The 13461-nt window shown below is 64.9% G+C and carries 7 protein-coding genes and 1 other RNA gene; 2 read left to right on the top strand and 6 right to left on the bottom strand.

Annotation, left to right across the window (positions count from 1 at the left end; genetic code table 11):
• Positions 1-80: 80 nt before the first annotated feature.
• From ffs to B4I46_RS15285, 6 genes are all read right to left on the bottom strand, one after another.
• An RNA gene (ffs, locus tag B4I46_RS15310) (signal recognition particle sRNA small type) lies at positions 81-177 on the bottom strand.
• A gap of 97 nt (positions 178-274) precedes the next feature.
• Positions 275-1432 carry a zinc-binding metallopeptidase family protein gene (locus B4I46_RS15305; protein WP_286900846.1) on the bottom strand — a complete coding sequence of 386 codons (1158 nt, stop codon included), beginning with the start codon at positions 1430-1432 and terminating at the stop codon, positions 275-277.
• Between the two features lie 159 nt (positions 1433-1591).
• A complete protein-coding gene (gene ligA / locus B4I46_RS15300; RefSeq protein ID WP_054915589.1) occupies positions 1592-3946 on the bottom strand; it encodes an NAD-dependent DNA ligase LigA in 2355 nt (784 codons plus the stop codon).
• A gap of 120 nt (positions 3947-4066) precedes the next feature.
• Positions 4067-4936 (bottom strand): cell division protein ZipA, encoded by an 870-nt coding sequence (gene zipA / locus B4I46_RS15295; protein WP_043862361.1) that lies wholly within the window; start codon positions 4934-4936, stop codon positions 4067-4069.
• A gap of 203 nt (positions 4937-5139) precedes the next feature.
• Positions 5140-8628 (bottom strand): chromosome segregation protein SMC, encoded by a 3489-nt coding sequence (smc, locus tag B4I46_RS15290; RefSeq protein WP_286900842.1) that lies wholly within the window; start codon positions 8626-8628, stop codon positions 5140-5142.
• 2 nt (positions 8629-8630) lie between these two features.
• Entirely contained in the window at positions 8631-9290 is a 660-nt protein-coding gene (locus B4I46_RS15285; protein ID WP_043862359.1) for a GntR family transcriptional regulator, read from the bottom strand.
• Positions 9291-9569: 279 nt separating this feature from the next.
• Between B4I46_RS15285 and xdhA the strand changes: the two genes are divergently transcribed.
• Together xdhA and xdhB are read left to right on the top strand one after the other, a co-directional pair.
• On the top strand, positions 9570-11024 hold the full coding sequence (xdhA, locus tag B4I46_RS15280; protein WP_286900839.1) for a xanthine dehydrogenase small subunit: 1455 nt from the start codon (positions 9570-9572) through the stop codon (positions 11022-11024).
• On the top strand, positions 11017-13416 hold the full coding sequence (gene xdhB / locus B4I46_RS15275) for a xanthine dehydrogenase molybdopterin binding subunit (protein WP_286900837.1): 2400 nt from the start codon (positions 11017-11019) through the stop codon (positions 13414-13416). Before xdhA ends, xdhB begins: the two co-directional genes overlap by 8 nt.
• Positions 13417-13461 lie beyond the last annotated feature (45 nt).

Genomic DNA, 13461 nt, shown 5'->3' with positions numbered 1-13461 from the left:
GTGTACTACGGCACTGGTCCACTTCGAGATTTTCTAGCGAGAAAGTCCTTCAAAATTAAGGACTTACAGAATGGAGGCAACCCCACCAGCCACACCCCGGCACACGATGTTCCCGCTGTGGCTGCTCCCTTCCGGGCCTGACCAGGTTTACGGGTAATCGTTGCGGGGGGACCGATGGGGTCACCATAACGATGCTCGCCTGGCAGCGAGCGGGGCCATTGTACCGGTCTGACGCGAAGTTACAACCTCTGTACCGTGAAAAAACCACTCTGGCTCAAGGACTTGTGACTGCCGCCGGGGCATCGCCCTGGATCACGCGGTGAATGAAGTGCAGCTTGGCCACCACCGGCGCACTCAGCACGAACGGGTAGAAGTCGGTCTGGCCCATGCTGCGTGACAGCTCGTTGAGCATCGCCGACAGCTCCACCCAGGCATTGATGAACGCCAGGAACGCAGGCGCCCCAGGGTGCTCGGGCTGGTACAAGCTGCGGGCATCGAACGGCGGATAGTCCAGGTCCATCACCGAGGCGTCCATGCCCAGCGCAAGGGCGGTGTCCACCGCATCGGTCATGTGCAGGTAGTGCGCCCAGGTTTCGGCCCAGTCCTCCCAGGGGTGCATGGTGGCATAGGCGCTGACGTGGGCGACGGCCCAGTCCAGCGGTGCACCTTGCTGGTAGTGGCGTTCCATGGCCTGGACGTAGCTGGCGCGCTCGTCGCCGAACAGGCGGCGGAAGTCCTGCAGCCAGGCGCTGTTGGCCACCAGACGGTCCCAGTAGTAATGCCCGATCTCGTGGCGCAGGTGGCCCAGCACGGTCCGGTAGGGCTCCTGAAGCTGCACGCGCACCTGCTCGCGCCAGTCGTCGTCGGCTTCGCGGATATCCAGGGTGATCAGGCCGCCAGCGTGGCCGGTGGTGGGGGGATTGCCGGCAATATCGATGCCGATGAAGTCGAAGGCGATGCCCTCGCCGGCTGCGCCTTGCTTGGGCGTGACCGGCAACCCCAGGTGCAGCAGTTGCGCAATCAGGCGGCGCTTGGCGGTTTCCAGCTTGCGCCAGCGCAGGTGGTTTTCGGTGAACGACAGGTCGGGGATGGTGCGGTTGAGGCGACAGGCCAGGCAGAACGCTTCGGGGTCGTCGACAGCCAACAGCCAGTTGCAACAAGCCGGGGTGTCGAGGTTGGCGCAACGCTTGAGCGGGCCGAGTTCTGGCTGGCCGTCCAGGTACCACTGGCCGTCCACAGCGGCCGGCAGCAAGGTACCGACATGGTGGGTATCGGGCCAGTAGCCCAGCGACGCCTGGCAGGCCAGGCATTGGCTGTTGCGAAAGAACACGGACTGTCCGCACTCGCATTGCCACACGCGCGTGCTGCGGCGTGCCTGGCTGACGAAGGGTGCGGCGATACGGGCGACAAGCTGTTCGAAGAATGGGTACATGGGGCCACCTCCTGGCTGGAGCCTAGCCTACACCATGTGCGTGACAGCGCTTGCGGTGTGCCTGACGCACCGTGCGCTCAGGTGTTGCGAGCGCTTCGCGCTCGATCGCGGGTCAAGCCCGCTCCCACGCCCTTCGGGCAGAAGCGGGCCGCGTGACCGCTACACCGCTATGCCCTGCTCCGACAGAAACGCCACGAACGCATCCTCATCCAACACCCTGAGCCCCAGCTCAGTGGCCTTGGCCAACTTGGAGCCTGCCCCCGGGCCCGCCACCACGCAGTGGGTCTTGGCCGAAACAGACCCCGCCACCTTGGCCCCCAGGCTCTCCAGCTTGTCCTTGGCGACATCCCGGCTCATGCGCTCCAGCGAACCGGTCAGCACCCAGGTCTGCCCCGCCAGCGGCAAGCCCTGGGCAACCTTCTTCTCGCTCTCCCAGTGCATGCCGAACTCGCGCAGTTGCGCCTCGACGCTGCGCGCCAGTGCCTGGTTGGCCTCGACCAGGAAGAACTCGCGCACCGCATCAGCCTGCTTGGCTGCCAGCGCCTGGCGCAGGTCGATGCCATCGGCGGCAATGATGCGCTCAAGGCTTTGCAGCTTGGCCACCAGCTTCTCGGCACCCGTCGGGCCGACAGAAGGGATGTCGAGCTTGGCGATCAACCCGGCCAGGGTCGTACTGGCCGCGAACTCGGCGGCCAGCTCGCCCTCCTCCTGCAACTGCAGGCCGTTCTCGAGCAGTTGCGCGATGACGCTGCGGTTATGCTCGTCCTCGAAGAAGTTGTGGATCTCGTGAGCCACTTCCAGGCCGATATCCGGCAGGTAGGTCAGCACCTGCGGCAACGCCACCATCACGCGCTGCAACGAGCCCAGCGAGCGCGCCAGCACCTTGGCGGTCTCCTCGCCCACATCCGGGATGCCAAGGGCGTAGATGAAGCGTGCCAGGCTCGGGCGCTTGCTGTCGGCAATGGCAGCCAGCAGCTTGTTGCTGGACACCTCGGCGAAGCCTTCGAGGTCGACGATGTCTTCGAATTTCAAGCGGTACAGGTCTGCCGGCGAGGCAATCAGCCCTTCATCCACCAACTGCTCGACGCTCTTCTCGCCCAGGCCCTCGATGTCCATGGCGCGGCGCGACACGTAGTGGATGATCGCCTGCTTGAGCTGCGCGCGGCAGGCCAGGCGGCCGACGCAGCGGTACACCGCGCCTTCGCTGACGGTTTCCTTGCCCTTGCTGCGCTTGACCAGCTGGGTGCGCTCGACCTGCGAGCCACACACCGGGCACTGGGTAGGGATGTGCACCGCACGCGCATCGGCCGGGCGACGCTCGGTGACCACCTGCATCACCTGCGGGATGACATCACCGGCACGGCGGATGATCACCGTATCGCCGATCATCACCCCCAGGCGCGCCACTTCGTCCATGTTGTGCAAGGTGGCATTGGCCACGGTCACGCCGGCCACCTTGACCGGCTTAAGCCGTGCGACGGGGGTTACCGCACCGGTGCGACCAACCTGGAACTCGACGTCGAGCACCTCGGTCAACTCTTCCATGGCCGGGAACTTGTGCGCTATCGCCCAGCGCGGCTCACGGGCACGAAAGCCCAGTTCACGTTGCGAGGCCAGGCTGTTGACCTTGAACACCACCCCGTCGATCTCGTAGGGCAGCGCGTTGCGCCGCTCGCCGATGTCACGGTAGTAGTCAAGGCATTCCTTGATACCGGCGGCATGCCGCAGTTCGCGGCTGATGGGCATGCCCCAGCCCTTGAGCTTTTCGAGGGTGCCGATGTGGGTGTCGGCGATGGCCTCGGACACCTGGCCCACGCCATAGCAGCAGAACTCCAGGGGGCGGCTGGCGGTGATCTTCGAATCGAGCTGGCGCAAGCTGCCGGCGGCGGCGTTGCGCGGGTTGGCGAAGGTCTTGCCGCCGATTTCGGCCTGGGCTGCGTTCAGCCGTTCGAAGCCCTCCTTGCTCATGAACACTTCGCCGCGCACCTCCAGCACCGCCGGCCAGCCCTTGCCCTGCAGCTTGAGCGGCACGTTGCGGATGGTGCGCACGTTGACGCTAATGTCTTCGCCGGTGGTGCCGTCGCCACGGGTGGCACCCTGCACCAGCAGGCCGTCACGGTACAGCAGGCTGACCGCCAGGCCGTCGAGCTTGGGTTCGCAGCTGTAGTCCACCGCCGCCCCTGCGCCGAACAGGTCGCCGGTCGGCAGGTCGAGGCCTTCGACCACGCGCCGGTCGAACTCGCGCAGGTCATTTTCCTCGAAGGCGTTGCCCAGGCTCAGCATCGGCACCTCGTGACGCACCTGGGTGAAGGCCGAGAGCGCCGCGCCGCCCACCCGCTGGGTGGGGGAATCGGGGGTGACCAGCTCGGGGTGTTCGGCCTCAAGGGCCTGCAGCTCGCGGAACAGGCGATCGTATTCGGCGTCCGGGACGCTTGGCTCGTCGAGCACGTAGTAGCGGTAGTTGTGCTGGTCGAGTTCGGCGCGCAGTTCGAGGATGCGGGTTTGGGCGGTCATGTGTGTCGTCTCTTGCAAAGCAAAAGAGCAGCTCGGGGCTGCTCTTGGCGTTCAAATCGGTGGATCGGCGGGGCAGCTTTCGCCGGCAAGGCCAGCTCCTGCAGGGAGCGGCCATACCTGTCAGCGTTTCTGGGTCAGGGCGCGGCGCTCGAATTCGACGATGCGCTGGCGGTAGTGTTCGATGGTCTGCGCGGTCATCACGCTGCGCTGGTCATCCTTGAGCTCGCCGTTCAGTTCATGGGCCAGCTTGCGCGCCGCCGCCACCATCACGTCGAACGCCTGCTTGGGATGGCGCGGGCCCGGCAGGCCAAGGAAGAAGCTGACCGCACGGGTGCTGAAATGGTCGATGTCGTCCAGGTCGAACACCCCAGGCTTGACCGCGTTGGCCATGGAGAACAGCACTTCGCCATTGCCGGCCATGCTTTCGTGACGGTGGAAGATGTCCATCTCGCCAAAGCGCAGGCCGCTTTCCAGGATGTTCTGCAGCAGCGCAGGGCCCTTGAAGCCGCTCTCGTCGCGGGCAATCACGCTGATCACCAGCACTTCCTCGACCGGCGGCAGGTCCTTGCCTTCGCTGGCACCGAAGCCGGTGCTCTTGGGGCTTTCGTCCGGGAAGTCGTCGTCGGCATTGCCGAACAGGTCAGGCTCGCGTGGCTCGGCCGCCAGGTTCAGGTCGCCCTGCTGCGGCTCGCTGGTACGTTTGGCGCGCTTGGACCCCTTGCCCACCTTCGGCTCGCGCTGCTCGCGCGCAGCCGTCATCGACGGCAGGTCGTGCTCGTCGAGCTGGGGCTCCTTGTGGTCGTCAAGCACCCGCGGCGGGCCCAGCACTTCGGCGCTGGTCTCTTCGTCCGGCAGGTTGGAGAAGCTGCGGTCCAGACGGAATTTCAACTTGCCCTTGCCGCCGCGCATGCGACGCCAGCCGTCAAAAAGAATACCGGCAATGACTATGATGCCGATGACGATCAGCCACTCGCGCAGACCGATTTCCATGTAATCCCGTGCCTCTGTGAAAAATGCTGAAAAATAAAGGGTTTAAACCCCTTTAAAACGTGGCGCCAACTCTATGTTCTGACAGGCGTTTTACCCACGCATAGAAAAATTTACATTAAGCTAGCACGACCAAAGATAACTTTACACCGTCTGTCGCAACTGACAGGGGCATTTGCTGCAAGTTCGTGCGTTATATCCGTTTTTCAGGCGTCGACCATGGCCATCGCCTCCTCCACGTCCACCGCCACCAGCCGTGAGCAACCGGGCTCGTGCATGGTCACCCCCATCAGTTGATCGGCCATTTCCATGGCGATCTTGTTGTGGGTGATATAGATGAACTGCACGGTCTGGCTCATCTCCTTGACCAGGCGCGCATAGCGTCCGACGTTGGCATCGTCCAGCGGCGCATCGACTTCGTCGAGCATGCAGAACGGTGCCGGGTTCAACTTGAAGATGGCAAACACCAGGGCCAGGGCCGTCAGCGCCTTCTCGCCGCCCGAGAGCAGATGGATGGTGCTGTTCTTCTTGCCCGGCGGGCGCGCCATGATCGTTACCCCTGTATCGAGTAGATCTTCGCCCGTCAGTTCCAGATAAGCGCTGCCACCACCGAAAACTTTTGGGAAAAGTGCCTGTAATCCGGCATTTATCTGATCAAAGGTATCCTTGAAGCGGTTGCGTGTTTCCTTGTCGATCTTGCGAATCACGTTTTCCAGGGTATCGAGGGCCTCGACCAGGTCGGCATCCTGGGCGTCGAGGTAGCGCTTGCGCTCGGACTGCTGCTGGTACTCGTCGATGGCCGCCAGGTTGATCGCGCCCAGGCGCTGGATGCGCGCATCGATGCGCTCCAGCTCAAGTTCAGCCTCCTGCTCGCTGGCCTCGGCCAGCAAGGTCGCCAACACGCCTTCCAGATCATAGCCGTCAGCCTGCAACTGTTCCTGCAGGGCCTTGCGCCGCACACTCAGCCCCTGCCATTCCATGCGGTGCTGTTCGAGCTGACCGCGCAGCAGCTGGGATTGCTGTTCGGCCTGGGTACGACGCTTTTCGGCCTCGCGCAGTTCGCGGTCGGCCTCGTCCATGTGCAGGCGCGCCTGACGCATTTCCTCGTCGACACTCATGCGCTTTTCCAGCAGCGCCTCAAGCATCATGCGCAGCTCTTCGAGGGGCGCCTCGCCCTCCTCCAGGTTCAGGCTCAGTTGTTCACGTTTTTCGTTCAGGCGCTCCGACTGCAGCTCCAGGCGCTCGAGGGCCTGGCGCGTGGAGTCGTGCTGGGCACGCAGCGAGCCCAGGCGCACCGCCAACTGATGGGCGTGGTCCTTGTGCTGGCGGGCTTCCTGGCGCACGCGGTCGAGGCGTTCGCGCAGGTTGTCGCGCTGGGCCAGCAAGGCCTCGCGCTGTTCGGTGTCGTGGGCCATCAGGTCGAGGGCTTCCTGCAGGTGCAGGCGCGACTCACCCAGGCTTTCGTGTTCGATGGCGCGCTGTTCCAGCAGCTCGGCCAGCTCTTCTTCAAGGCGCCGGCGGCGCAACGTCAGCTGCTCGGCGCGGGCCTTGCCGGCCGACAGACGGGCCTTGAGCTCACCTTGCTGGCGGGCTTCTTCCTGGGTGCGACGACGCAGTTGTTCACGGCTGTCTTCCATCACGCGCTGCTGTTCACGCAGGGCCAGCAACTGCTCTTCGAGCTGCTCCAGGGCAGCTTCCTGCTCCAGACGCTCCAGGCCCAGCAGCTCAAGCTCCTGCCCACGGGCCAGCACGCCGCCCTGGGCATCGTTGCCACGGCTGACCCGCAGAAAGTGGCGCCCCACCCAGTAGCCGTCGCGGCTGATCAGGCTTTGGCCGTCGGCCAGCTGGCCGCGCAGGCTCAATGCCTGCTCGAGGCTCTCGACCGGCTTGACCTGGCCCAGCCAGAGGGCCAGGTCAACGCCGCCCTGTACTTTGTCCAGCAGGCTGCCGGCAAGGCACTTGCCGGTGCCGGCGGCCTCCAGCAGACGCAACTCGCCCTGCTCGAAGCCCGTCAGGTCGAGCCCGGCCAGGTCGTCCACCAGTACCGCGTGCAGGTCGGCGCCCAGCACGGTTTCCACCGCCAGCTCCCAACCCGGCTCCACGCGCAGGCCTTCAGCCAGGCGTGGGCGTTGCTCCAGGCCCTGCGCGCGCAACCAGTCGAGGGTACCGCTGCCTGGGTCCAGCGCGGCCTGCTGCAAGGCTTCGAGCGATGCCAGCCGGCCACCCAGGCGCTGCAGTTCACCCTGGGCCTGCTGCTGCGCCTGGGCGGCCTGCTGCAACTGCTCGCGCAGCGCGTCGAGGCGCTCGATCACCTGCTGTTCTTCCAGGTGCAGGTCTTCGAGCAGCAATTCGCTGCTGGCCAGTTGTTCGTTGAGTTCCAGGATGGCCGCATCTTCAGGGTCGGCGCTCAACTGGTCGCGTTCTTCGCCCAGCTTGCGCTGGCGCTCCGAGACGCGCTCCAGGCTCTGCTCCAGCTGCTGGATGCGCGACTGCTGCACCTCGGCCTGGCGGCGCGGCTCGGCGGAGCGGGTGTTGAAGCTGTCCCACTGCTCCTGCCAGCCATGCATGGTGGTCTCGGCTTCCTCAAGGGTCGCGGCGGCCTCCTCGGCTGCCGCCAGCGACAGTTCCTGCTCGGGCTCGATCATCTCCAGCTCTTCGCCCAGGGTCGCCAGCAAGGTACGGTCGTGGCCCAGGTGCGATTCGGTTTCCAGACGCGCGCGTTCGGCTTCCTTGAAGTCATCCTGCAACTGACGCAGGCGCTGCTGGCCGTGCTGGATGTTCTGCTCGACCCGGGCGATGTCGCCGCCTACCGAATAGAAGCGCCCCTGGACCAGGTTGAAACGCTCCGACAGGTCGTGGTGACCGTCGCGCAGGCGCTCGATGCTCGCATCGGCATTGCGCTGCTCGGCCACCAGGGCCTCGAAGGCCACTTCCTGGTCGCCGATGATCGCCTCGCGCTGGCCCACCTGATCGTTCAGCGCACGCCAACGCAGGGCCGCCAGCTGGGCCTTGAGCTGACGCTCCTCGGCCTTGTATTCCTTGTACTTCTCCGCTGCCTGGGCCTGGCGGTGCAGGCGTTCGAGCTGACGTTCCAGCTCTTCGCGCAGGTCGGTCAGGCGCTCCAGGTTCTCGTGGGTGCGGCGGATGCGGTTTTCGGTTTCGCGGCGGCGCTCCTTGTACTTGGAGATGCCGGCGGCCTCTTCGATGAAGTTGCGCAACTCTTCGGGCTTGGCCTCGATCAGCTTGGAGATCATGCCCTGCTCGATGATCGAATAGCTGCGCGGGCCCAGGCCGGTACCCAGGAAGATATCGGTGATGTCGCGCCGACGGCACTTGGTGCCGTTGAGGTAATAGGTGTTCTGCGCGTCGCGGGTCACCTTGCGCCGGATCGAGATCTCGGCATAGGCGGCATACTCGCCCACCAGGGTGTTGTCACTGTTGTCGAACACCAGTTCGATACTGGCCTGGCTGACCGGCTTGCGGCTGGTGGAGCCGTTGAAGATGACGTCGGTCATCGACTCGCCACGCAGGTTTTTCGCCGAGCTTTCGCCCATCACCCAGCGCACCGCATCGATGATGTTGGACTTGCCGCAGCCATTGGGGCCGACCACGGCCGCCATGTTGCTGGGGAAGTTGACGGTAGTCGGGTCGACGAACGACTTGAACCCCGCCAGGCGAATGCACTTGAGGCGCATGCTCAGCCAGCAACCAGCGAGGACAGCACCAGCGTGCAACTGCGCTCGCAGTACTGCGTCAGCACCTCGCGGATACGCGGCAGGTCGCCACCCACCACCGCTTCTAGCAGTTGGGCGAACAGCACCAGGAAGTCGTTCATGTTGGCCTTGCGCTGGTCCAGCGCCAGGTAATAGGTGCGGCTCATGGCCGGCTGCAGGTTCTCGACGGTTTCCTGCAGGTAGGGGTTGTTGGCGAACGGGTACGCGGCGCGCATCACCGCGAAGCTCTCTTCGACGAAGGCCTTGATGTCCTGGCGCGCACTGGCGGCGTGCAGACGCTGCTGGATGACCAGAAACGGTGCAAGTTCGGCTTCGCTGCGCGGCGCGCTGGCCACGGCATTGCCCAGCAGGATGTACAGCTCGCTCATCAGGGTGCAGAGGCTGCGCACGTTGTGCTCGTTGAGCGCCGTAACCTGCGCGCCACGGCGCGGCAGGATGGTCACCAGGTGCCGGCGCTCGAGTATCAGCAGTGCCTCGCGCACCGAGCCACGGCTGACATTGAGCGCCTGGGTGACCTTCTGTTCCTGGATGCGCTCGGCAGGTTTGAGCTCACCGCGGATGATCCGCTCGGCCAGGTAATGGGCAATTTGCTCGGAGAGGCTGTCCGGCGCCTTGAACGTCATGGTTTTCCTTCAAAATCATTGAACTGTGCACAAGCGCCGATTGTAGCGCACTTGCCTGCACCTCGCGCAGCGGCACAGGCACGCAGTTGGCACGATTGAAGCAAAACAATCGTCAACCCGGCCCCGGTTCTATGCTGAATACAGAGGCTATCGAGGATGACAGGATCAGCACGCACAAAAAGCTGACCTTGAAGTCAGAAAGCAGTTGACCGGCAAGTCAAGTCTGCCTACAGTCGACCCCGTCCACTCAACAACAATAATTCGCTTGTGAGGCCTTCCGTGATCCAGTTTCTACTCAACCAGGAGCTGCGCAGTGAGCATGCCCTGGACCCCAACCTGACGGTGCTCGAGTACCTGCGCGAGCACCTGGGCAAACCCGGTACCAAGGAAGGCTGCGCGAGCGGCGATTGCGGCGCCTGCACCGTCGTGGTCGGTGAACTGGCTGCAGATGAACACGGCCGGCAGCACCTGCGTTATCGCAGCCTCAATTCATGCCTGACGTTCGTCTCGTCGCTGCATGGCAAGCAGCTGATCAGCGTCGAAGGGCTCAAGCACCAGGGCAAGCTGCACAGCGTGCAGCAGGCCATGGTCGACTGCCATGGCTCGCAATGCGGCTTCTGTACCCCGGGCTTCGTGATGTCGCTGTTCGCCCTGCAGAAGAACAGCGACGCCCCCGACCTGCACCGCGCCCAGGAGGCCCTGGCCGGCAACCTGTGCCGCTGCACCGGCTACCGGCCGATCCTGGCAGCCGCCGAGCAGGCCTGCTGCCAGGCCGCCCCCGACCAGTTCGACAGCGCCCAGGCACAGACCATCGCCCGGCTCCAGGCGATTGCGCCCAAGGAAACCGGCGAACTCAACAGCGGCGACAAGCGCTGCCTGGTGCCGCTGACCGTGGCCGACCTGGCCGAGCTGTACGGCTCGCACCCCGAAGCCCGCCTGCTGGCCGGCGGCACCGACCTGGCGCTGGAGGTCACGCAGTTCCACAAGACCCTGCCGGTGATGATCTACGTGGGCAACGTCGCCGAGATGAAGCGGGTCGAGGCCTTTGACGATCGCCTGGAAATCGGCGCCGCCACGCCACTCACCGACTGCTATGACGCGCTGAGCCGTGAATACCCCGACTTCGGCGAACTGCTGCACCGCTTCGCCTCGCTGCAGATCCGCAATCAGGGCACCCTGGGCGGCAACATCGGCAACGCCTCGCCGATCGGCGATTCGCCGCCCCTGCTGATCGCCCTGGGTGCGCAGATCGTGCTGCGCCGGGGTCAGGAGACACGCACCCTGGCGCTGGAAGACTATTTCATCGACTACCGCATCACCGCACGCCAGGAAAGCGAGTTCATCGAGAAGATCATCGTGCCGCGGGCCAACCTGGCCTGGGCATTCCGGGCCTACAAGGTGTCCAAGCGACTGGACGACGACATTTCGGCGGTGTGCGCCGCCTTCAACCTGCGCATCGACAACGGCGTGGTGGCCGAGGCCCGTATCGCCTTCGGCGGCATGGCCGCCATCCCCAAGCGCGCCCGCGCCTGTGAAGCCGCCCTGCTCGGCAAGCCGTTCAACCAGGCCGGCATCGAGCGCGCCTGCCAGGCGCTGGGCGAAGACTTCACCCCGCTGTCGGACTTCAGGGCCAGCAAGGAATACCGCCTGCTCGGCGCGCAGAACCTGCTGCGCAAGTACTTCATCGAACTGCACACGCCGCACATCGAAACTCGGGTGACCGCCTATGTCTAACCATCCTCACGTGGCCAGGAGCCAGGCCGAACTGGCCGAGCTGTTCGCCCAGGGCCTGACCAGTGGCGTCGGGCGCAGCATCAAGCACGACAGCGCCGACAAGCATGTGTCCGGCGAGGCGGTGTATATCGATGACCGCCTCGAATTCCCCAACCAGTTGCATGTGTACGCTCGCTTGTCGGACCGCGCCCATGCACGGGTGCTGAGCATCGACACCCGCCCGTGCTACGCCATCGAAGGCGTGCGCATCGCCATCACCCACGAAGACATCCCGGGCCTGAAGGACATCGGCCCGCTGCTGCCGGGCGACCCGCTGCTGGCCATCGACACCGTCGAGTTCGTCGGCCAGCCGGTGCTGGCCGTGGCCGCCTGCGACCTGGACACCGCCCGCCGCGCAGCGATGGCCGCAATCATCGAATACGAAGACCTGGAGCCGGTGCTGGATGTGGTTCAGGCCCTGCGCAAGAAGCATTTCGTGCTCGACAGCCACACCCACCAGCGCGGCGATTCGGTCACCGCGCTGGCCAGCGCCCCGCATCGGGTACAGGGCACCCTGCATATCGGCGGCCAGGAGCACTTCTACCTCGAAACCCAGATCTCCTCGGTGATGCCCACCGAGGATGGCGGCATGATCGTGTACTGCTCCACGCAGAACCCCACCGAGGTGCAGAAGCTGGTGGCCGAAGTGCTGGACGTGCCGATGAACAAGGTCGTGGTGGACATGCGTCGCATGGGCGGCGGCTTCGGCGGCAAGGAAACCCAGGCCGCCAGCCCCGCCTGCCTGTGCGCGGTGATCGCACGCCTGACCGGTCAGCCGACCAAGATGCGCCTGCCAAGGGTCGAGGACATGCTGATGACCGGCAAGCGCCACCCCTTCTATATCGAATACGACGTGGGGTTCGACGACAGCGGCCGCCTGCATGGCATCAACCTGGAACTGGCCGGCAACTGCGGCTGCTCGCCGGACCTGTCGGCCTCGATCGTCGACCGTGCGATGTTCCACTCCGACAACGCCTACTACCTGGGCGACGCCACCATCAACGGCCACCGCTGCAAGACCAACACCGCGTCCAATACCGCCTACCGCGGCTTTGGCGGCCCGCAGGGCATGGTTGCCATCGAAGAGGTGATGGACCGCATCGCCCGCCACCTGGCACTAGACCCGCTGGCGGTACGCAAGGCCAACTACTACGGCAAGACCGAGCGCAACGTCACCCACTACTACCAGACGGTCGAGCACAACATGCTCGAGGAGATCACTGCCGAGCTCGAAGCCAGCAGCGACTACCAGCAGCGCCGCGAGTCGATCCGCCGCTTCAACGCCAACAGCCCGGTGCTGAAAAAGGGCCTGGCGCTGACCCCGGTGAAGTTCGGCATCTCGTTCACCGCCAGCTTTCTCAACCAGGCCGGTGCGCTGGTGCACATCTACACCGATGGCAGCATCCACCTCAACCACGGCGGCACCGAGATGGGCCAGGGCCTGAACACCAAGGTGGCCCAGGTGGTGGCCGAAGTGTTCCAGGTGGACTTCAGCCGCATACAGATCACCGCCACCAACACCGACAAGGTGCCCAACACCTCGCCCACGGCGGCCTCCAGCGGCGCCGACCTGAACGGCAAGGCGGCGCAGAACGCGGCCGAAATCCTCAAGCAGCGCCTGATGGAGTTTGCCGCGCGCCAGTACAAGGTCAGTGAAGAAGACGTCGAGTTTCGCAACGGGCACGTGCGCGTGCGCGATGAAATCCTCACCTTCGAGAGCCTGGTGCAGCAGGCCTACTTTGCCCAGGTGTCGCTGTCGAGCACCGGCTTCTACAAGACCCCGAAGATCTACTACGACCGCAGCCAGGCGCGCGGGCGCCCGTTCTACTACTTCGCCTTCGGCGCGGCGTGCGCCGAGGTGATCGTCGACACCCTGACCGGCGAGTACAAGATGTTGCGCACCGACATCCTGCATGACGTGGGCGCCTCGCTGAACCCGGCCATCGACATTGGCCAGGTGGAGGGCGGGTTCATCCAGGGCATGGGGTGGCTGACCACCGAGGAACTGGTGTGGAACGCCAAGGGCAAGCTGATGACCAGCGGCCCGGCCAGCTACAAGATCCCGGCGGTGGCGGACATGCCGGTGGACCTGCGGGTAAAGCTGGTGGAGAACCGCAAGAACCCCGAGGACACGGTGTTCCATTCCAAGGCGGTGGGCGAGCCGCCGTTCATGCTGGGGATCGCGCCGTGGTGCGCGATCAAGGATGCAGTGGCCAGCCTGGCGGATTATCGCGAGCAACCGCAGATCGATGCCCCGGCCACCCCCGAGCGGGTGCTGTGGGGCTGCGAACAGATGCGCAAGGTGGTGGCGGGCCGGCAGGCGGCTGCCGAGGTGGAAACCGTTACACCGTAGTGCGCCTTTCGCCGGCAAGGCCGGCTCCTACAGGGCGCGATTGCT

Source organism: Pseudomonas sp. UBA7500, from assembly GCF_002478435.1.
GTDB lineage: Bacteria > Pseudomonadota > Gammaproteobacteria > Pseudomonadales > Pseudomonadaceae > Aquipseudomonas > Aquipseudomonas palmensis.
The sequence above is the reverse complement of the archived record's forward strand: the minus strand, read 5'-3'. Positions and strand labels throughout refer to the sequence as shown.

Coding starts and splice junctions, on each gene's coding strand:
- B4I46_RS15305 (WP_286900846.1), bottom strand. CDS start 1,432: ATGTACCCATTCTTCGAACAGCTTGTCGCCCGTATCGCCGCACCCTTC.
- ligA (WP_054915589.1), bottom strand. CDS start 3,946: ATGACCGCCCAAACCCGCATCCTCGAACTGCGCGCCGAACTCGACCAG.
- zipA (WP_043862361.1), bottom strand. CDS start 4,936: ATGGAAATCGGTCTGCGCGAGTGGCTGATCGTCATCGGCATCATAGTC.
- smc (WP_286900842.1), bottom strand. CDS start 8,628: ATGCGCCTCAAGTGCATTCGCCTGGCGGGGTTCAAGTCGTTCGTCGAC.
- B4I46_RS15285 (WP_043862359.1), bottom strand. CDS start 9,290: ATGACGTTCAAGGCGCCGGACAGCCTCTCCGAGCAAATTGCCCATTAC.
- xdhB (WP_286900837.1), top strand. CDS start 11,017: ATGTCTAACCATCCTCACGTGGCCAGGAGCCAGGCCGAACTGGCCGAG.